Origin of the sequence: Paenarthrobacter sp. NEAU-H11, assembly GCF_050573415.1 — a bacterium.
GTDB lineage: Bacteria > Actinomycetota > Actinomycetes > Actinomycetales > Micrococcaceae > Arthrobacter.
The window spans coordinates 70,410-90,497 of sequence record NZ_JBNZGA010000016.1 but is presented as its reverse complement, the minus strand read 5'-3'; the positions used below and the strand labels follow the sequence as shown (position 1 = coordinate 90,497).

Sequence of the window (20,088 nt, the reverse complement as noted above, 5' to 3'; positions counted from 1 at the left end):
GCGGCCGGACCGGCAGACTTGGGCATTTGGGAAGCACTCCCAGCGATCCGTGGAAGGCTCAAATGATGATAGGCTCGAATTCCGTGGTGCAGCGATCAAATTCCCGTGTAAATTCCCGGTTCCCGGGCTCGTCCAAGACGACCAAACACATCTTCGTAACCGGTGGTGTGGCGTCCTCGCTCGGTAAGGGACTGACGGCATCAAGCCTCGGTCACCTGTTGCGTGCGCGTGGCCTGTCTGTAACTATGCAGAAGCTGGATCCCTACCTGAACGTGGATCCGGGCACCATGAACCCCTTCCAGCACGGCGAAGTCTTCGTCACCGACGACGGCGCCGAAACGGACCTGGACATCGGACACTACGAGCGCTTCCTGGACGAAAACCTGGAAGGTTCGGCGAACGTAACCACGGGGCAGGTGTACTCCACGGTCATCGCCAAGGAACGCCGCGGCGAGTACCTCGGGGACACCGTCCAGGTCATCCCGCACATCACGGATGAGATCAAGCGCCGGATGCGCCTGCCCGCCGAGGGCAAGAACGCCCCGGACGTCATCATCACCGAAATCGGCGGCACGGTGGGGGACATCGAATCCCAGCCGTTCCTCGAATCGGCCCGCCAGGTGCGCCAGGACATCGGCCGCACCAACGTGTTCTTCCTCCACGTCTCGCTGGTCCCGTACATCGGGCCGTCCCAGGAGCTGAAGACCAAGCCCACCCAGCACTCCGTCGCAGCCCTGCGGTCGATCGGCATCCAGCCTGAGGCGATCGTTATCCGCTCGGACCGCGAGGTGCCGGACGCGATGCGGGAAAAGATCGGCCGGATGTGCGACGTCGACATCGACGCCGTGGTGAACGCCGCCGATGCCCCCAGCATCTACGACATCCCCAAGACCCTCCACACGCAGGGCCTGGACTCGTACATCGTGCGCGCCCTGGACCTGCCGTTCAAGGACGTGGACTGGACCAGCTGGGACAAGCTGCTCGAAGCCGTGCACAACCCCAAGCACGAGGTTGAGATCGCGCTGGTGGGCAAGTACATCGACCTGCCCGACGCCTACCTGTCAGTGACAGAGGCCCTGCGTGCCGGCGGCTTCGCCAACGACACCAAGGTCAAGATCCGCTGGGTCCCCTCGGACGAATGCGAAACCCGCGAGGGCGCTGTCAAGGCGCTCGACGGCGTCGACGCCATTTGCGTTCCCGGCGGCTTCGGCATCCGCGGACTTGAAGGCAAGCTCGGCGCCCTGAAGTTCGCCCGCGAAACCAAGCTGCCCGTCCTGGGACTGTGCCTGGGCCTGCAGTGCATGGTGATCGAATACGCCCGCAACGTGGTGGGGCTGGAAGGTGCGTCTTCCAGCGAGTTCGAGCCTGATTCCAAGTACCCGGTCATCGCCACCATGGAAGAGCAGCTGGAGTTCGTCGAGGGTCGCGGCGACCTCGGCGGCACCATGCGCCTGGGCCTTTACGAAGCCAAGCTCGACGCCGGATCCGTCATCGCCGAAACCTACGGCAAGACCACCGTCAGCGAACGCCACCGCCACCGCTACGAGGTCAACAACAAGTACCGCGAGCAGATCGCGGCCGCGGGCCTGGTCTTCTCCGGCACGTCACCGGACGGCAAGCTCGTGGAGTTCGTCGAACTGCCCGCTGACGTCCACCCGTACTACGTGGCCACCCAGGCGCACCCCGAGCTGAGCTCGCGCCCCACCCGGCCGCACCCGCTGTTCGCCGGCCTGGTGAAGGCAGCGCTGGACCACCAGCGGGGCTCCGACACGGCCGCCACCGTGGGGGTCGGCGCTGTCGAGGCCGAGCATTCCGGTACGGTAGCCGCTAAGTAGTTCCAACAGAAAAAGGACGGCGCGATGCCCGGCACACCTGAAACCACCCCTGCTGCAAAGCAGGTTTCGGATGCACCGAGCCCGCGCCGTCTTTTGTCTACCGAGAAGGTCTACGAGGGCCGGATCTGGGACGTGGTCAGCGACAGTTTCCAGCTGCAGGAGACCGGTGAGGCCCTGACCCGCGACTACATCGACCACCCCGGGGCAGTCGCGGTCCTGCCCATGAACGCCGACGGCGAAATCCTCCTCCTCAGGCAATACCGCCACCCGGTGGGCATGGACCTCTGGGAAATCCCGGCCGGCCTGCTGGATATCGAAGGGGAGGACTTCGTGGTCGGGGCCGCCCGCGAACTGGCCGAGGAAGCGGACCTTGCCGCGGGAACGTGGAACGTCCTGGCCGACTTCTTCAATTCCCCCGGGTCCTCCAGCGAGGCCATCAGGATCTACCTTGCCCGGGACCTCACCGACATACCCCACCACGAACGCCACGAGCGGACGGATGAGGAAGCCGAGATCGAGTTCCACTGGATCAGCCTGGACGACGCCGTGGCGTCGGTGCTGGCCGGCAGGCTCCACAACCCGTCCGCCGTCGTCGGAATCCTGGCAGCGGCCGCGGCCCGCGCCGGCGGGTATGAAGGCATCCGTCCAGCGGATGCGCCGTGGCCGGCCCACCCCAGCCAGCGCTGATGGTCCCCACTTCCTCCGCGGGGCTGGCCCCCGCAGGGCCCGCCCCGGCAACGCCGGTCCAGGATTCCGTACCACCGCCTGCCCCGCCAACCGCCGTTGACCGCGGCATCACCGACTACCTCCAGCACATGGGTGTGGAGCGCGGACTCGCGGCCAACACCCTGGCTGCCTACCGGCGGGATCTTGCCCGCTACTCCCGTTACCTTTCCGCCGCCGGCTGCCGCCGCCCGGAGGAGGTCACCCGGCGCCACGTGACGGGATTCGTCCAGGCCCTTTCTGACGGTTCCGACGGCGGCACGGCCCTGGGAGTGCGGTCCGCGGCCAGGACCGTGGTGGCAGTGCGAGGGCTCCACAAGTTCTGGGCCCTGGAGGGGCATACCCCCTCCGACCCTGCCAGTGAGGTCCACCCGCCGATGCCCGGGAAACGGCTGCCCAAGGCCATCAGCGTCGACGAGGTGACCAGGATCCTTGAGGCGGCGGGAACGGACACGGCAACGGGGCTGCGCGACCGGGCCCTCCTTGAGTTCCTGTATTCCACCGGGGCGCGGATCAGTGAGGCCGTGGGCCTGGACGTTGACGACATTTCCTTGGCGGAGGCCGAATCGGGCCCGGCCATCGTGCGGCTCTTCGGCAAGGGGTCCAAGGAACGGCTGGTACCCCTCGGCTCGTACGGCGCCCGGGCACTGGACGCCTACCTGGTGCGCGGACGTCCCCTGCTGGCGGCCAAGGGAAAGGGCACGCCCGCACTGTTCCTGAACGCCCGCGGCGGCCGCATCAGCCGCCAGAGTGCCTGGACCATCCTCAAGGCAGCAGCCGAAAAGGCGAACATCACCAAGGACGTCTCCCCGCACACCCTCCGGCACTCCTTCGCCACCCACCTGCTCGAAGGCGGCGCCGACGTCCGCGTGGTCCAGGAACTCCTGGGCCATGCCTCGGTGACCACCACCCAGGTGTATACCCTTGTCACTGCCGATACCCTGCGGGAGATCTACGCTGCCGCGCACCCCCGGGCGCTGGGCTGAGCATGGCGGCCGCTGCAGTGGCACTGTGTTTCCTGCTCCAAGAGGTGGACGGCGTTTCCCAGGTCCTGCTGGGGCTGAAGAAGACCGGCTTCGGGCGCGGAAAGATTGTCGGCATCGGCGGGCACGTCGAAGTGGGGGAGACCGAAGCGGAAGCAGTGATCCGCGAGGTGCGGGAGGAAACCGACGTCGGGCTCCGGCACGAGGACCTTCGGGATGCCGGGGTGGTGCGCTTCGTGTTTCCTGCCAAGCCGGAGTGGGACATGGATACCCGTCTGTTCACTGCTGTCCGCTGGGAAGGCGAACCCACCGAAAGCACCGAGATCGCTCCCGCCTGGTTCGATACCGCCGCGCTGCCCGTTGACCGGATGTGGCAGGATGCGGACCACTGGCTGCCGGTGGTGCTGGAGGGAGGCAGCGTCAACATCGTGGTGACCATGGACAACGACAACGAGGCCGTCGCCTCCTCGGAAAGCCTGCTGCCTTAGGCCGTTAGACGCCGACGGCGGGCCGGGCACCGCAGCGCCCTCCCGCCGTCGTCGTGGTTTCCGCAGCAGCGGCGCCTACGGCAGGTGCCGCTCCTCGGGGCCGTTGTACTCGCTCAGCGGCCGGATCAGCGAGTTGGAGTCCAGCTGCTCCATGATGTGCGCCGTCCAGCCCGTGATGCGGCTGGCAACGAACAGGGGAGTGAACGTTGCGGTGTCGAAGCCCATCAGGTGGTAGGTGGGCCCTGCCGGGTAGTCGAGGTTGGGCTTGATGGCCTTGGCTTCGTCCATGGCGGTTTCAAGCCCCTGGTACAGGCCCAGGATCTCGGGCCGCCCGTAGTGGGCGATCATCTTATCCAGCGCAGCCTTCATGGTGGGCACCCTGGAGTCGCCGTGCTTGTACACGCGGTGGCCGAAGCCCATCACTTTCCTCTTCTGGGCGAGCGCATTCTCCATCCACGCCTTGGCCCGGGCTGCTGCCTCCTCAAGGGACTCCTCGGGCCGGATCCCGATCTCGTCGAAGGTATGCATGACGGCCTCGTTGGCTCCGCCGTGCAGTGGTCCCTTCAGCGCACCGATGGCTCCGGTGACCGCCGAGTGCAGGTCCGAGAGGGTGGACGTGATGACCCGTGCCGTGAACGTCGAGGCGTTAAAGCTGTGCTCGGCGTACAGGATCATGGAAACGTTGAAGGCCTCCACCACCTCCGGTACCTGCTCCTCGCCAAACGCCATCCAGAGGAAATTGGCCGAGTAGCCAAGGTCGTCGCGGGGCTCCACCACGGGCTGCCCGTGCCTGCGGCGCTGGTCGTACGCCACCACGGCCGGCATCGCGGCGAAGAGGTCCACCGCTTTGGCCATGTTGGCCTCCCGCGACGAGTCTTCCGCCAGCGGATGCCTGGCCCCCATCACCGACGCGGCTGTCCGGCAGACATCCATGGGATGCGAGCTGGTGGGCAGGGTATCGACCACCTGCTTGACCACCGGGTCCAGGGCGCGCCCGGCCCGCTCCCGGGCAGTGAATTCAGCTAGCTGGTCCTGGCTGGGCAGTTCCCCGTTCCAGAGCAGGTACGCAACTTCCTCGAAGCTGCACCGGGAGGCGAGCTCCTGGACCGGGTAGCCGCGGTACAGCAGTGAGTTGGTGTCCGGGTTGACCTTCGAAACGGATGTGTAATCCACTACGACGCCGGCGAGACCTTTTTTGATGTCCTGTTCAGCCATGCTGAAACTCCCTTGTTCCTGTCGCCTTTCGGATGCCGGCCGCGGCCGGCGGTGGTGGTTTTTAGTGCTTCCCGGGGACCTGGAAATTGAAGACCCCGGTGTCGAAGCGGTTGTAGGCCTCGTAGTCAACGAGGTCGTACAGCCGCGCACGGGTCAGCATGCTGCCCACCTGTGCCTCCTGTGTTCCCTCAGCCTTAATCGAGTCCAGCGTACGCTCAGCAGCGCCCATGGCACTACGGAGCAGGGTCACCGGATAAATCACCATGTTCACGCCCACCCCGGCGAGCTGGTCCACGGTGAAGAGTTCGCTCTTTCCGAACTCCGTCATGTTCGCCAGGATTGGCACGTCCACGGCGTCGCGGATGGCCTGGAACTCGTCCAGGGTGGCCATCGCTTCGGGGAAAATGGCGTCCGCACCGGCATCCACGAGGGCGCGGGCCCGGTCCTGGGCCGCTGCGAGTCCGTCGGTGGCGCGGATGTCGGTGCGGGCCATGATGAGGAAGTTCGGGTCGCGGCGTGCATCGGCCGCGGCGCGGATGCGCTTGGTGGCAGTCTCAAGGTCCACCACGTTCTTGCCGTCGAGGTGGCCGCAGCGCTTGGGGTTGAACTGGTCCTCGATGTGCAGCCCGGCCAGCCCGGCATTCTCGATTTCCTGGACGGTGCGGGCCACGTTCATGGGTTCACCGAAGCCGGTGTCCGCATCCACGATGGCGGGCAGGTCCGTCATGCGGGCGATCTGTCCGGCGCGGGTGGCGACTTCGGTGAGGGTGGTCAGGCCGATGTCCGGCAGGCCGAGGTCGTTGGCCAGCACGGCGCCGGAGATGTAGACGCCGGCGAAGCCCTTCTCCTCGATCAGCCGTGCCGAGAGCGGGTTGAAGGCGCCCGGGAACTGCTGGATGGTCCCGGAGGCCAGGAGTTCCCGGAACCGGATCCGCTTCTGCTCCGGAGTGGTCTTGGAGTACAGCATCAGAACAGGCCCTTCGGTGCCGCGCCCAGGTCGATGACCCCCGGCGCCGCAGTGATGTTCAGTTGGTCCAGTTCGCCGGCGGCGAGTTCCGGGAGGCGTTCGACGGCGGCGAGGAACCTTTCGATTTCCGCTTCCTCCACCAGTCCGGCGGCGAGGGTGCGGAACTTGTTGACGTACTGCTCCCGGCCGAAGGGGCGCGCGCCGAGCGGATGGGCGTCGGCCACGGCGATCTCGTCCGTGATGACTGTGCCGTCCGCCAGGATGATCTCCACGGAACCGCCGAAGGCCTTCTCGGCAATGTCCAGCGAATGGTAGCGCCGCGTCCACTCAGGATCTTCCTCGGTGCTCACCTTCTGCCACAGGTCCACCGTGTCCGGGCGTGCGGCGCGTTCGGGGGCGTAGGAGTCCACGTGGTGCCACGCGCCGTCCTGCAGTGCCACCGTGAAAATGTAGGGGATGGAGTGGTCCAGGGTTTCCCGGCTGGCCTTGGGATCGTACTTCTGCGGATCGTTGGCGCCGGAGCCGATCACATAGTGCGTGTGGTGGCTCGTTTTGATCAGCACGGACTTCACGTTCGCGGGGTCGGTAGCCTCGGGGTGCTCACGGTTCAGCTTCCGCGCGAGGTCGATCCAGGCCTGGGCCTGGTACTCGGCGGAATGTTCCTTGGTGTACGTGTCCAGGATCGCGCGCTTGGCCTCCCCGGCTTCCGGCAGCGGGACCATGTACGAGGCGTCCGGGCCGTCCAGCATCCAGGCGATCACCCCGTCCTCGCCTTCATAGATCGGCACGGGCGAGGTCTGGCCCCGCATGGCACGGTCCGCGGCCTCCACGGCCATCTTCCCTGCGAACGCCGGAGCGTGCGCCTTCCAGGTGGAGATTTCGCCCTTGCGCGACTGGCGGGTGGCGGTGGTGGTGTGCAGGGCCTGTCCCACGGACTGGAAGATGGTTTCGACGTCGAGCCCCAGCAGGGTGCCGATCCCGGCCGCGGCGGAGGGGCCGAGATGGGCCACGTGGTCGATCTTGTGCTTGTGCAGGCAGATGGCCTTGACCAGGTTCACCTGGATCTCGTACCCGGTGGCGATGCCCCTCACCAGGTCGTGTCCGCTGGCCCCGGTGTGCTGGGCAATGGCAAGGATCGGCGGGATGTTGTCGCCAGGGTGCGAATAGTCGGCCGCCAGGAAGGTGTCGTGGTAGTCCAGTTCGCGCACCGCCACCCCATTGGCCCATGCCGCCCATTCGGGGGAAACGCGCTCGCCGATACCGAAGACCTTGGCCCCCTGGCCCCCGGTGCTGGGACCATGCGCCAGCGCCTGGGCCCGGGCCGCCACGATGGGGCTGCGGTTCAAGGACGCGATGGCAACCGAGGCGTTGTCGATCACCCGGTTGATCACCATGTCTGTGACCTCGTCGGTGACCGGGACGGGATCGGTGGCTACCTTGGCGATCTTGTAGGCGAGCTGCTCCTCGCGGGGCAGGTTTTCCTCGCTCTTGTAAACGCGGACGTGGTGTTCCTTAACCATGGTGCTCCTTGTCGTGGGGCGTGTGCGTGTTTTTGACGTGTGAAAGGCTTCTGTGCAGGTGGAGCATGGTGGCTGCCTCGGCCAGCCGGGGGTTTCCGGCGGCGATGGCCTCGGCGATGGCCGCGTGCTCGGCGGCAGCGGCAGTGAGCCGGTGCGCGTCGTCGGCGGCAAGCCTGCGGACCCGGACCAGGTGCACACGCAGGCCGCGCATGGCCTGGGCCAGGTAGGAGTTGGAAGCAGCAGCATCGATGGCCGCATCGAGGCGCCCCGCGAGCTCGTAATAAGCGTGCCGGCCCGGGTCGCTGCCATCGATGAGGGCGGGCGCTTCGAGGAATTCCTTCTGCAACTGCACGAACACGGCAGAGTCGCCGCGTTCGGCTGCGAGCGCTGCTGCTTTGCACTCCAGTGTTTCGCGGAGCTCGAAAAGTTCGTCGATGTCGTCGAGTGAAACGTCGGTGACGACGACGCCGCGGCTGCCGGCCGTCGTCGTCAGCCCTTCCGCCGTGAGACGGCTCAGCGCCTCCCGGAGGGGCGTGCGCGAGACGCCTAGGCGTTCCGACTGTTCCACCTCTGCCAGCACCGTGCCCGGCAGGAGGCGCCACTCGGTGATGTCATCGCGCAGCGCTTCGTAGGCCCTGTCGCTGGCGCGCATCGTTGCCTCCTTCGGTGGTTTGACCTTTCCAGTGTATACAGAACACGGACAAAAACCAGCCCCTGGACGCAACTGTCGCAGAAATTCGCCACGCATGTATACATTGCTCTTGTTTTCCCTCCGACGGCCGGGCTAGCATGGCGTCATCACAATGTCGTGGACGGGATGCGCTTCATGGTTACCAACAGCTATCGGGACACGTACGAACACAGCCTCAGGGAGCCGGGGGAGTTTTGGCTCAGCGCGGCCGCAAGGGTCTCCTGGTCAACGCAGCCCCGGCGCGCCCTGGACTCCAGTAAGGCTCCGCTGTACGGCTGGTTTCCCGACGGCGTCCTCAATACCTCCTACAACGCCCTGGACCGCCATGTGGAGGCCGGCCGGGGGGACCAGGATGCCCTGATCTTCGATTCGGCCATGCTCGGCATCCAGCGCCGGTTCAGCTATGCGGAACTCACCGGCCTCGTGGCGCGCTTTGCCGGGGCCCTCCGCAACCGCGGCGTGGGCAAGGGCGACCGCGTGGTGATCTACATGCCGATGATTCCCGAGGCCGTCATTGCCATGCTTGCAACTGCACGGCTTGGGGCAGTGCATTCAGTGGTGTTTGGCGGATTCGCCCCAAAGGAGCTTGCGTCCCGCATTCGGGACGCCGCCCCCGCCCTCGTGGTCACTGCCTCGGGCGGAATCGAACCGTCGCGCCGCATTGAATACCTCCCCGCTGTCGCGGACGCCCTCGCCCTGGCCGGCGTGCCGGATCTCCCCGTTATTGTCACGGCACGGGAAGGTTTCGCCGCCACGGCAGCGGAGCACGGCTGGCTGGACTGGGATGCTGAAATGGCCGCCGCCGAACCGGCCGGGCCGGTGGATGTCGCTGCTACGGATCCGCTGTACATCCTGTACACCTCGGGTACTACCGGGACGCCCAAAGGCGTGGTCCGGGACAACGGCGGACACGCCGTCGCCCTCAGTTGGACGCTGGACAACATCTACGGCATCGGTCCGGGGGACGTCATGTGGACCGCCTCGGATGTCGGCTGGGTAGTGGGGCACTCCTATATCGTCTACGGCCCTCTGCTGGCCGGCGCCACAACGGTCCTCTACGAGGGAAAACCGGTTGGAACCCCGGATGCCGGCGCTTTCTGGCGCGTGGTCCAGGACCACGGCGTCAACGTCCTGTTCACGGCGCCCACGGCACTGCGGGCCATCCGGAAGGCGGACCCGGAAGCAGCCCTGCTGGGCGCCTACGACATTTCCAGCCTGCGCACCCTCTTCACGGCAGGGGAGCGGCTGGACACGGACACGTTCCACTGGGCCTCGCGGACGGTGCGTGTTCCCGTGGTGGACCACTGGTGGCAGACGGAGACGGGCTGGGCGATCTGCGCCAATCCCCGGGGACTGGAAGAGCTGCCGATCAAACCGGGTTCGCCCAGCGTTCCCATGCCGGGGTTCAAACTCCGCATCGTGGACGGACTCGGGGAGGACTTGGGGCCCGGAAGCGAAGGCAACATTGTGCTGGACCTGCCGCTGCCGCCCGGGACGCTGGCAACGCTCTGGGGCGACGACGAACGCTACATCTCCTCCTACCTGCAGGCTTTCGAAGGCTGCTACGCCACCGGGGACTCCGGCTACCGGGACGGGGACGGCTACGTGTTCGTCATGGGGCGGACCGACGACATCATCAACGTTGCGGGGCACAGGCTGTCCACGGGCGCCATGGAACAGGTCATTGGGCAGCACCCGGCCGTTGCCGAGTGCGCGGTGATCGGCCTGGCGGATCCGCTGAAGGGCCAGCGTCCCAGCGGCTATGTTGTGCTCAAGTCCGGGGTCGACGTGCCGCAGGACGTCCTGGAAAAGGACCTGGTGGCGCTGGTGCGCCGGGATATCGGGGCCGTGGCAGACTTCAAGCACGTGACTGTGGTGGATGCCCTGCCCAAGACCCGGTCAGGAAAGATCCTCCGCAAGACCATGCGCCAGATTGCCGACGGCGGGGAGTACACGGTGCCGTCCACCATCGAGGACGCCGGGGTGATAGACCAGCTCATCGGGATCCTCCGCCCCACGGCAGGGTGAGATCCCGGCGCAGTTCAGCGCCCGCTCCAGCGGTACTCGTTCTCCGGCCTGCCCGGGGTGCCGTAGCGGGCAGTCCTGGAGACCGTACCTGCATCGGCCAAATACTCCAGGTAGCGCCGCGCAGTGACACGGGACATGCCGAGGGCGTCCATGACTTCCGTGGCCGAGACGGCATCGCGCTGCTGTTTGACGAAGTCCTGCACTGAGCCCAGCGTGGAAACCGAGAGGCCCTTGGGCAGGGGGAGTTCCGACGGTGCCCGCAGGCTGGCGAAAGCCTGGTCCACTTCGCTTTGGGACGCGCCGGTTTTCCCGGATCCTGCGTCATGGCCTGCGAGCTGCTGCCGGAACTGCCGGTAACTCTCCAGCTTGTCGGCGAAAGTGGCGAAGGTGAACGGCTTGATCAGGTACTGGACCACCCCAATGGCCACCGCGCTCCGGACGATCGCCAGTTCCCGCACGGCCGTGATGGCGATGATGTCCGCCAGGATGCCGGCCGCCCGCATGCGCCGCGCAATGTCCAGCCCGTGGAGGTCCGGGAGGTTCATGTCCAGGAGGACCAGCTCCACCGGGTTGCCTGCGGCGGAAAATTCGCCGAGCAGGCGGAGGGCAGACTGGCCGTCAGGAGCGCTTCCGGCCAGTTCAAAGCCCGGCAACCGCCCGATGTAGGCCGCGTGTGCGGCTGATGCGATGGCCTCGTCCTCAACGATGAGGACCCGGATGTTGCTCACGGTGTGTGCTCCTTCTGCGGGGACACCGCTGCGGGAAGAAATACTTCGAACTTCGCTCCGCGCCGTCCGTTGATGGTCAGCGTACCGCCCAGGCGGTGTACTGCCTGCCGGACCAGCGCCAGCCCGATGCCCCGTCCGCCGGGTCCGGAAGGCTTGGTGCTGAAGCCGTGCCGGAAGATGTTGTCCGCTGCCTGGGAGTCCAGCACGGCGCCGGAATCGTGGACGGCGATGTCCAGCCCTTCCTCGTCCGACTCCACTGTCAGCTGCACCCGCCGCGGCGGAGGAGCGTCTGCTGCCGCGTCAATCGCGTTGTCCAGCAGGTTTCCCAGGATGGTGACCAGGTCCTGCACCGCAACTCCCGCCACACTACCGGAACCCAGCGTGGCAACGTCCAGCTGGACGCCGCGTTCGTGGGCTTCAGCCACCTTGCCCATGACCAGGGCACCCAGCACGGGCTCATCCACCGAGCTGACCATGTCGTCGGTCAGCTGCTGGCTCAGTTCCAGGTCCCGGGTGGCAAAGTCCAGGGCTTCCTGGGTCCGGCCCAGTTCCAGGAGCGAGACCATCGTGTGGAGCCTGTTGGCGTGCTCGTGGGTCTGGGCCCGGAGCGCTCCGGAGAGGGTGCGCATGGTTTCAAGCTCGTTGCCCAGCGCCTCAATCTCGGTCCGGTCCCGCAGCGTGGCCACCGTGCCGTAGACGGCTGACCTGCCGCGGTTCCCCGGAACCCCGGGCGCCTTGGCCGGTCCCTGGTTGACCACCAGGACCCGCGAGCCGGTAAGGACAATTTCGTCCTTGGCAGTCCGCCCCGACTCGAACAGCTCCCGGAGCTCCTCCTCGAGCGGCAGCTCCGCCAGTGTCGGCGGCCGGGTGGGGTCCTTGCTGCCGGACCCCTCAAGGCCCAGCAGTTCGGCCGCGTGGTCGTTGTACATCACCACGCGGCCCTTGGCATCGATGAGGATCAGCCCTTCCCGGACCGAGTGCAGGACGGACTCGTAGTATGCGAACAACTGCGAGAGCTGCTCCGGCCCCCAGCCGCGGGTGACCCGGCGAAGATACCGGCCCAGCAGCCAGGAGGCCAGCGAGCCTCCCAGCAGCAGGGCAAGGCCAATCGCCAGCAGGGCAGGCAGGCGTCCCGCGAACGCAACATCCACCGTGCGCACCGTGACACCCGCCGCCACCAGCGCCTTCACATTGCCGGCTTCATCCTTGACGGGGACAATCGTCCGCACTGAGGGGCCCAGCGTCCCCGCCGTCACTTCCGTGTACTGCTCACCCCGCAAGGCGGCGTCGATCGAGCCGATGTAAGGCCTGCCGATTTCCTCCTCCCGCGGGTGCGTCCAGCGGGTCCGGTCGGGAGCCATGATGGTCACGAAGTCGACGTCGGCAGCGGACATAACGTCGCTGGCGTAGGGCTGCAGGACGGCTGAGGGGTCCGGGCCGGCAGCTGCCTCCAGCACCAGCGGGCTGGCTGCGATCGAAGCGGCGATCCCCGCCATGCGCATGCCGGCCTCGTCATAGGCGCGGTCACGGGCGTCAACGTAGGTGGCTGAACCAACGATGGCGATGAATACCACCACAATCAGCAGGTTCGCCACGAAGAGCCGGCGGGCGATACTCCAGGGGTGGATCATCCGTACCTCCCACGCACCTTCCACGACCAATATGAACGCAACGGTGAGCTGGGTCACGGCGTACCCAATGATGGATATCACACCGGAGGACGTGTTGAGCCCAGATACTGTGCCGCAGCGTCTATCAGATTATCCATACAAGGAGACACATCATGGCTTCTCAACGAGGAGAGTCGCTTGACACCGTGAAGACGCGGCGCAAGGGCATCGACAAATCGCACTACCTGTATATCGCCGTCATCGCAGCCGTGATCCTGGGCGCCGTGGTGGGCCTGATGTTCCCGGAGGTCGGCAAGTCCCTCAAGCCGCTCGGCGACGGGTTCATCAAACTCATCAAGATGATGATCGCCCCGGTCATCTTCTGCACCATCGTCCTGGGCATCGGCTCGATCGCGAAGGCTGCCACGGTGGGCAAGGTAGGCGGCCTGGCGCTGGGCTACTTCATCCTGATGTCCACGTTCGCGCTCGCCATCGGCCTGGTGGTGGGCAACCTGATCCACCCGGGTGAGGGCCTGAAGCTGGCCCCCTACGACCCCAACAAGAAGGCGGAAGTAGACAGCACCGTTGCTTTCCTCCTTGGCATCATTCCGGGAGATATTCCGGTCCTGCCCACCCTCTTTGCCGCCATCCTCGTAGGGTTCGCCCTCCAGAAGATGGGCCCGCAGGGCGCTCCCATCCTCAAGGCCATCGGCCACGGCCAGGTCCTCGTGTTCCGCATCCTGATCATGATCATGTGGCTCGCCCCCGTGGGTGCCTTCGGTGCCATCGCCGCCGTCGTGGGAGCCACCGGCTTCCAGGCCATCGTCAGCATGTTCACCCTGATGGCTGCCTTCTACATCACCTGCGCACTGTTCATCGTGATCATCCTGGGCGGCCTGCTCAAGGTTGTCACCGGCGTCAACATCTTCAAGCTGATGAAGTACCTGGGCCGCGAATACCTGCTCATCTTCTCCACGTCCTCCTCTGAAGCTGCCCTGCCCCGCCTGATCGCCAAGATGGAACACCTCGGTGTCTCCAAGCCCGTTGTTGGCGTCACGGTGCCCACCGGCTACTCGTTCAACCTTGACGGCACGGCCATCTACCTGACCATGGCCTCCCTGTTCGTTGCCAACGCCATGGGCACGCCGCTGGACCTGGGCGCCCAGATCTCCCTGCTGATCTTCATGATCATTGCCTCCAAGGGTGCAGCCGGTGTCACCGGTGCCGGCCTCGCCACGCTGGCTGCCGGCCTCCAGGCCCACAAGCCCGAGCTGCTGGGCGGCGTAGGCATGATCGTGGGCATCGACCGGTTCATGTCCGAGGCCCGCGCCCTGACCAACTTCACCGGCAACGCCGTAGCCACCGTCCTGATTGGCACGTGGGTCAAGGAGATCGACGGCGTACAGGTCAACAGCGTCCTCTCCGGCGAGGAACCCTTCGACGAAGCAACCATGCTGGCTCACCACCACGGTGAAGCCGCTCCGGAGCAGGCTGAAGCCCGCCCGGTTCCGGCCAACGCCTGACCACTCCGGCCAACAGGCAACCGCCCCCGCAGCAAGCGCTGCGGGGGCGGTTCCTTGTCTGCGGAGCGGTAACCTTCGACCTCAGCTAGAGGGTCAAGGCTCAACATGGGCCGAAAGTCAAGTTCCCTCGAATGCCGTGTCGGTCGCTGTAACCTTGGGAAGAAGAAGGAACGGCGCTGGCAATCAGCGGCAGGAAATCACCGTCATCGAAAGTGTGGATAGATACGTGAGCAGCGAACAGGGTTCGGCAACTCTGGAGGGCACGGAATTTGACCTGGACAACGCGGTGATGGGGCCCACCGGGCGCCCATACCGCGAGTTTCCGGAACCCGCGCCGCTGTCCTCCCACGGTCCGGCCCGGGTCATCGCCATGGTGAACCAGAAGGGCGGCGTCGGCAAGACCACCTCAACGATCAACCTCGCCGCGGCGCTGGCGGAATACGGCCGCCGCATCCTCCTGGTCGACTTCGATCCCCAGGGTGCGCTTTCGGCGGGCCTCGGCGTGAATCCCCACGAGCTGGACCTCACTGTCTACAACGTGCTGATGGACCGCAAAGTGGACATCCGCGACGCCATCCACCAGACCGGCGTTGAGAACGTCGACCTGCTGCCGGCCAACATCGACCTCTCCGCCGCCGAAGTCCAGCTCGTCAATGAAGTTGCGCGCGAGCAGGTCCTGGACCGGGCCCTCAAGAAAGTCGAGGACGACTACGACGTCGTCCTCATCGACTGCCAGCCCTCCCTCGGGCTCCTGACCGTCAACGCGCTCACCGCGGCGCACGGCGTCATCATTCCGCTGATCTGCGAGTTCTTCGCCCTCCGCGCCGTGGCGCTGCTGGTGGAAACCATCGACAAGGTGCAGGACCGCCTCAACCCGCGCCTGCAGGTGGATGGCGTCCTTGCCACCATGTACGACGCACGGACGCTCCACAGCCGCGAGGTCATCACCCGGCTGGTGGAGGCCTTCGGCGACAAGGTCTTCGAGACCGTCATCAAGCGCTCCATCAAGTTCGCGGACGCCACCGTGGCCGCCGAGCCGATCACGAGCTACGCCGGCAACCACGTGGGCGCCGACGCCTACCGCCGCCTGGCCAAAGAGCTGATCTCGCGCGGCGGCGCACCCTAGCCACGCCGTGGCCGAAACCAAGCCCGGCTTCGAGGTGCGGCTGGCCAACTTCACGGGTCCGTTCGACCTCCTGCTGGGGCTGATCGCCAAGCACCAGTTGGACATCACCGAGGTGGCCATCGCCACGGTGACCGACGAATTCATCAAGTACATCCGGAAGCTGCAGGAACTGGGCGAGGACTGGGCCCTTGACGAAGCCAGTGAATTCCTGGTGATCGCCGCGACACTGCTGGACATCAAGGCTGCCAGGCTCCTTCCCGCCGGGGAAGTCGAAGACGATGAGGACATGGCCCTGCTCGAAGCCAGGGACCTGCTCTTCGCCCGGCTGCTCCAGTACAAGGCCTTTAAGCATGTGGCCGGGCTCCTGGGCGCAACCCTGCACCAGGAAGCACGGCGTTTTCCCCGGCAGGTTGCGCTGGAGGAACACTTCGCGGCGATGCTCCCTGAACTCGTCTGGAAGCACACGCCCGAACAGTTCGCAGCCATGGCCGAAGCGGCGCTGCAACCCAAGGCGCCCAAACCCACGGAGGTCGGGCTGGCCCACCTCCACGGCGGCAATGTCAGCGTCAAGGAGCAGGCAGAGATCGTGGGGTTGCGGCTCCAGCAGGAATCGCCGCTGACTTTCCGGGCCATCATTGCGGACGCCGAGTCCACCCTGGTGGTGGTGGCCAGGTTCCTGGCGCTGCTGGAGCTATTCCGGGACAAGGCAGTCTCCTTCGACCAGCTTTCGCCGCTGGCCGACCTTGCCGTCCACTGGACAGCCGGCGGCCGGCAGTGGTCGGCGGAGAACCTGAGCGAAGAATTCGAGGAGCAGCTGTGACCAAGGAAGCTACCGAAGCCATGCGCCAAGGGGAGGTGGACCTCGAAAGCCTTCCCGGCGGGGCCAAGGCTGCCATCGAGGCCGTGCTGATGGTCATCGACCAGCCGGCAACAGAGGAAGAACTGGCTGCCGGGCTTGGGCTGACCGTTGAAACGGTCAGCACCCTGCTGGCCGAACTTCAGCGCGAGTATACCGGCTATACTGTTAAAGCCCCGGATATGGAACAAGCCAGCGCCGCTGGTTTCGGCTCCAGCCCCCGGGGTTTTGAATTGCGGAACATCGCCGGTGGCTGGCGGATCTATTCCCGCGCGGAATTCGCCGACATTGTCGGCAAGTACGTGCTGGAAGGGCAAACGGCCAGGCTCACCCAGGCGGCCTTGGAAACGCTGGCGGTCATCGCGTACCGGCAGCCTGTCTCCAGGGCAAGGGTGTCCGCAATTCGGGGCGTCAATGTTGACTCTGTGGTCAGGACACTCGCCCAGCGCGGGTTGATCGAGGATTCGGGAACGGACCCGGAGTCCGGGGCCATCCTCTACCGGACCACATCGTATTTCCTGGAGCGGATGGGAATCGGCTCGGTGGCCGAGCTGCCGCAGCTGTCTCCACACCTTCCAGGGTTGGACGGCATCGCGGAGTACTACGACGCCGACGGGATCTAGGCGGGTTCGCCCGGCCTGGGCAAAGAGTATTTATCAGGGCAGACTATTTCTGCACGGCTGGTTAAGGTTGTCTGTGGACACCTTTCCGGCCAAACAATTGAAGGACGGGTCATGACACAGGCGGGACGCCAGGGTTCACCACGTAACAGTTCGGGACGCAACGGTTCGGAACGAAACAGAACACAGCGCAACACCTCCCAGGGTGGGAGTTCAGCGGGCGGGTTCCGCAGCGGTGCCCCCAAGCGGGGCGGCGGGTTCGGCAGCGACCGCCCGCAACGCGCACCCAAGCCGCGCGAGGAGCGCTTCATCGATCCGGATTTGGCTTCGGACGGCCCGCAGCAGGGCCGCGGCGCGGTTGATCCAAAGGCGGCCAGGCCGTCCTCCCGGAAGCCTGCAGCCCGCAAACCCGGGGCCAAGAAAGCACCGGGCACTCCCGGCGCCCTCAAGCCGAAGCCACGCACCGGCGCCCCGGGCGCCGCGGCCTCCCGCGCGTTCGGCAGTGAACGCTTCGGCCAGAACCTGGGGCCGGTGCGCAGGCCGTCCCGCAAGAAGGGCCCGCGGGGCGATGTTCCCCAGTCGGAGCTTCACGACGCCGACGGCGTGCGCCTGCAGAAGGTCATGGCCTCGGCCGGGGTTGCCTCCCGCCGCGTCTGCGAAGAGATGATCGCCGAGGGCCGTGTGGAAGTGGACGGCCAGGTGGTCACCGAACTCGGCGTCCGCGTCGACCCCAAGACCGCCGTCATCCACGTGGACGGGCTGCGGATCCAGCTGGATGAGGACCTGGTGTACATGGTGTTCAACAAGCCCAAGGGCGTTGTTTCCACCATGGAGGACCCCGAGGGGCGTCCTTGCATCAGCGACTTCCTCAAGAACAGCAAGAACAAGGGCGAACGCCTGTTCCACGTTGGCCGCCTCGACGTCGCCACCGAAGGCCTGCTCCTGCTGACGAACGACGGCGAACTCGCCAACCGCCTGACGCACCCTTCCTACGAGGTTCCCAAGACCTACCTCGTGCAGGTCCGCGGTCCCTTCCCGCAGGGGATTGGCGCGCAGCTCAAGGAGGGTGTGGAACTCGAGGACGGCTTTGCGTCCGTGGACTCCTTCCGGCTTGTCGACTCCACTCCGGGCCACGTCCTGATCGAGGTAGTGCTGCACTCCGGCAAGAACCGCATTGTCCGCCGCCTGTTCGACGCCGTCGGCTTCCCGGTCCTGCGGCTGGTCCGCGTGAAGGTGGGCCCCATCGGCCTGGGAGACCAGCGACAGGGCAGCATCCGCAACCTCGGCAAGCAGGAAGTCGGCCACCTGCTGGCATCCGTAGGGCTCTGAGGCATGTCCGCTTTCCACAGCCAGGGCCGCGGGCACCTGGACGGTCCGGTCGTGGTCCTTGGCACCGGACTGCTGGGCACCAGCATCGGGCTGGGGCTGCGCGGGCGCGGCGTGCCCGTGTTCTTGTCCGACCCCTCGCCCACCAACCAGGCGGTCGCCGTGGATATCGGAGCGGGCCGGCCACTGGCTGAGCTGGATGGCAGGGTTCCGCAGCTCGTGGTGGTTGCCGCTCCGCCGGACGTCACGGCCGATGTCGTGGCAGCAGCCCTGTCCGAGTACCCTGACTCGGTTGTGGTGGACATCGCCAGCGTGAAGGCTGAGATCCTGGGCCAGCTGCGCCGCCGCGGCGTTGACCTCTCCCGCTACGTGGGAACCCATCCCATGGCCGGACGGGAAAAATCAGGTCCCGTAGCTGCGCGCGGCGAGCTGTTTACCTCGATGCCGTGGGTGGTGTGTCCGTCGGAGGAGACCTCCGCCGCCGCTCTCCAGACGGCCCGGTCCCTGGCCGCAGACCTGGGCGCCGTCGTCTCCCAGTTCACGGCCGACGAACATGACGAAGCCGTGGCCCTGGTCTCGCACCTGCCCCAGGTGATGTCGTCGCTGGTGGCGAGCCGGTTGCAGGGGACACCCCTGCACGCGCTGTCCCTGGCCGGGAACGGCCTGCGCGACGTCACCCGCATTGCTGCCAGCGATCCCGCCCTCTGGGTCCAGATCCTTGGCGGCAACGCGGCGAAGGTGGTGGACATCCTGTACGGCGTCCGGGATGACCTCAACCGGCTGATTGGCACCTTGGAAGAGCCCACAGCGCCTGGGGCGAGGCTGGACCTCGCCCAGCTCATGAGCGAAGGCAATGCCGGCCAGGCACGCATTCCGGGCAAGCACGGCGGACCGCCGCAGGCATACTCCTGGCTGACCGTCCTGGTGGATGACAAACCGGGGCAAATCGCCCGGCTCCTCACCGAAATCGGGGAGATCGGCGTCAACCTGGAGGACCTCCGCCTTGACCATTCGTCCGGCCAAAACGTGGGTATGGTGGAAATATCCGTGTTGCCGAACAAGCACGACCACCTGATCGAAGCACTAAACGACCGCGGATGGCGGGTACTTCAGTAATGACACAGGAACTTCTCGACACCATGCCCGCGCTCCGCATCGGACGGCCGCTGGTGGTGGCCATTGACGGCCCCTCCGGCTCCGGCAAGTCCAGCGTGAGCAAGGAAGTGGCCCGCAGGCTCCGGCTCGCCTACCTGGACACCGGCGCGATGTACCGCGCCCTGACCTGGGATTGCGTCGCCAGGGGAATCGACCTCGACGACGCCGCAGCCGTGGAGCAGGCCGCCCGGGACCTGGTACTGGACCTGAGCACCAGCCCGCACGACGACTACGTCCGGGTTGACGGCGTGGACGTCACTGACGCCATCCGCGAACCGGCAATCTCTTCGGCCGTCAGCGCTGTGGCCACCACCCTCGGCGCCCGGACTGAACTTATCCGCCGCCAGCGGGAGCTGATCGAAAAGCACCACCGCCGCATGGTGGTGGAAGGCAGGGACATCACCACCGTCGTCGCGCCCGGGGCGGAAGTCCGCATGCTGCTCACCGCCAGCGAGGAAGCGCGGCTGCGCCGGCGCGGGATGCAGCTCGGCGGCACCCAGGACGCCGAGCAGCTGGCGGCCCAGGTGACCCACCGCGACGCGAAGGATTCCACGGTGGTGAACTTCACGAAGGCGGCCTCCGGGGTTGTCACGCTGGACTCATCGGACCTCGACTTCGAGCAGACCGTAGCAGCGGCCCTGGTGATCGTCACGAAGGCCCTCAACCGTGACTGACGGCAAGCGGGGTGTCCCGT

General features: G+C 66.3%; 18 protein-coding genes. 12 read left to right on the top strand and 6 right to left on the bottom strand.

What is annotated here, in order from left to right; all coding sequences use genetic code 11:
* The first annotated feature begins 65 nt into the window (after nt 1-65).
* Genes ACQ3DC_RS17605 through ACQ3DC_RS17590 form a run of 4 tightly spaced genes read left to right on the top strand, consistent with a single transcriptional unit; the run spans nt 66 to nt 4,029 of the window.
* Entirely contained in the window at nt 66-1,835 is a 1,770-nt protein-coding gene (locus ACQ3DC_RS17605; protein WP_430752831.1) for a CTP synthase, read from the top strand.
* A 24-nt stretch (nt 1,836-1,859) separates the two neighbouring features.
* Entirely contained in the window at nt 1,860-2,522 is a 663-nt protein-coding gene (locus ACQ3DC_RS17600) for an NUDIX domain-containing protein (RefSeq protein WP_430752830.1), read from the top strand.
* Nucleotides 2,522-3,544 carry a site-specific tyrosine recombinase XerD gene (xerD, locus tag ACQ3DC_RS17595; protein ID WP_157238541.1) on the top strand — a complete coding sequence of 341 codons (1,023 nt, stop codon included), beginning with the start codon at nt 2,522-2,524 and terminating at the stop codon, nt 3,542-3,544. Before ACQ3DC_RS17600 ends, xerD begins: the two co-directional genes overlap by 1 nt.
* A gap of 2 nt (nt 3,545-3,546) precedes the next feature.
* On the top strand, nt 3,547-4,029 hold the full coding sequence (locus tag ACQ3DC_RS17590; RefSeq protein ID WP_157238540.1) for an 8-oxo-dGTP diphosphatase: 483 nt from the start codon (nt 3,547-3,549) through the stop codon (nt 4,027-4,029).
* A 75-nt stretch (nt 4,030-4,104) separates the two neighbouring features.
* On the opposite strand, the gene ACQ3DC_RS17585 is transcribed toward ACQ3DC_RS17590, so the two are convergent.
* The 4 genes from ACQ3DC_RS17585 to ACQ3DC_RS17570 all read right to left on the bottom strand — a co-directional run bounded on the left by ACQ3DC_RS17585 (nt 4,105) and on the right by ACQ3DC_RS17570 (nt 8,383).
* Nucleotides 4,105-5,244 carry a bifunctional 2-methylcitrate synthase/citrate synthase gene (locus tag ACQ3DC_RS17585; protein WP_421093478.1) on the bottom strand — a complete coding sequence of 380 codons (1,140 nt, stop codon included), beginning with the start codon at nt 5,242-5,244 and terminating at the stop codon, nt 4,105-4,107.
* Between the two features lie 61 nt (nt 5,245-5,305).
* Nucleotides 5,306-6,211, bottom strand: coding sequence for a methylisocitrate lyase (gene prpB / locus ACQ3DC_RS17580; RefSeq protein WP_157238538.1), 906 nt, complete (start codon nt 6,209-6,211; stop codon nt 5,306-5,308).
* On the bottom strand, nt 6,211-7,731 hold the full coding sequence (locus ACQ3DC_RS17575; protein ID WP_421093477.1) for an MmgE/PrpD family protein: 1,521 nt from the start codon (nt 7,729-7,731) through the stop codon (nt 6,211-6,213). The genes prpB and ACQ3DC_RS17575 overlap by 1 nt, the downstream gene beginning before the upstream one ends.
* Nucleotides 7,724-8,383 (bottom strand): GntR family transcriptional regulator, encoded by a 660-nt coding sequence (locus ACQ3DC_RS17570; RefSeq protein ID WP_421093476.1) that lies wholly within the window; start codon nt 8,381-8,383, stop codon nt 7,724-7,726. Before ACQ3DC_RS17570 ends, ACQ3DC_RS17575 begins: the two co-directional genes overlap by 8 nt.
* A 174-nt stretch (nt 8,384-8,557) precedes the next feature.
* On the opposite strand from ACQ3DC_RS17570, the gene ACQ3DC_RS17565 reads away from it, so the two are divergent.
* Complete coding sequence (locus ACQ3DC_RS17565) at nt 8,558-10,450, top strand: AMP-binding protein (RefSeq protein ID WP_430752829.1); 1,893 nt, start codon at nt 8,558-8,560, stop codon at nt 10,448-10,450.
* A 14-nt stretch (nt 10,451-10,464) separates the two neighbouring features.
* Here the strand turns inward: ACQ3DC_RS17565 and ACQ3DC_RS17560 are convergent, their stop codons facing one another.
* Together ACQ3DC_RS17560 and ACQ3DC_RS17555 are read right to left on the bottom strand one after the other, a co-directional pair.
* Complete coding sequence (locus ACQ3DC_RS17560; RefSeq protein WP_323057404.1) at nt 10,465-11,178, bottom strand: response regulator; 714 nt, start codon at nt 11,176-11,178, stop codon at nt 10,465-10,467.
* Complete coding sequence (locus ACQ3DC_RS17555) at nt 11,175-12,809, bottom strand: sensor histidine kinase (protein ID WP_157238534.1); 1,635 nt, start codon at nt 12,807-12,809, stop codon at nt 11,175-11,177. Before ACQ3DC_RS17555 ends, ACQ3DC_RS17560 begins: the two co-directional genes overlap by 4 nt.
* Before the next feature lie 152 nt (nt 12,810-12,961).
* Between ACQ3DC_RS17555 and ACQ3DC_RS17550 the strand changes: the two genes are divergently transcribed.
* From ACQ3DC_RS17550 to cmk, 7 genes are all read left to right on the top strand, one after another.
* The gene (locus ACQ3DC_RS17550; protein ID WP_157238533.1) at nt 12,962-14,311 is read left to right on the top strand and encodes a cation:dicarboxylate symporter family transporter; all 1,350 of its coding nucleotides are present in this window, start codon (nt 12,962-12,964) and stop codon (nt 14,309-14,311) included.
* 226 nt (nt 14,312-14,537) lie between these two features.
* A complete protein-coding gene (locus ACQ3DC_RS17545; RefSeq protein WP_430752828.1) occupies nt 14,538-15,437 on the top strand; it encodes a ParA family protein in 900 nt (299 codons plus the stop codon).
* A gap of 7 nt (nt 15,438-15,444) precedes the next feature.
* Nucleotides 15,445-16,257 (top strand): segregation and condensation protein A, encoded by an 813-nt coding sequence (locus tag ACQ3DC_RS17540; RefSeq protein WP_321215908.1) that lies wholly within the window; start codon nt 15,445-15,447, stop codon nt 16,255-16,257.
* Between the two features lie 20 nt (nt 16,258-16,277).
* Nucleotides 16,278-16,916 carry an SMC-Scp complex subunit ScpB gene (gene scpB / locus ACQ3DC_RS17535; protein WP_157242548.1) on the top strand — a complete coding sequence of 213 codons (639 nt, stop codon included), beginning with the start codon at nt 16,278-16,280 and terminating at the stop codon, nt 16,914-16,916.
* A gap of 111 nt (nt 16,917-17,027) precedes the next feature.
* The gene (locus tag ACQ3DC_RS17530; protein ID WP_157238532.1) at nt 17,028-18,242 is read left to right on the top strand and encodes a pseudouridine synthase; all 1,215 of its coding nucleotides are present in this window, start codon (nt 17,028-17,030) and stop codon (nt 18,240-18,242) included.
* A 3-nt stretch (nt 18,243-18,245) separates the two neighbouring features.
* Nucleotides 18,246-19,355: a prephenate dehydrogenase gene (locus ACQ3DC_RS17525; RefSeq protein ID WP_157238531.1), complete on the top strand. Its 1,110-nt coding sequence runs from the start codon at nt 18,246-18,248 to the stop codon at nt 19,353-19,355.
* Nucleotides 19,355-20,068: a (d)CMP kinase gene (cmk, locus tag ACQ3DC_RS17520; RefSeq protein WP_157238530.1), complete on the top strand. Its 714-nt coding sequence runs from the start codon at nt 19,355-19,357 to the stop codon at nt 20,066-20,068. The genes ACQ3DC_RS17525 and cmk overlap by 1 nt, the downstream gene beginning before the upstream one ends.
* The last annotated feature ends 20 nt before the right edge of the window (nt 20,069-20,088 follow it).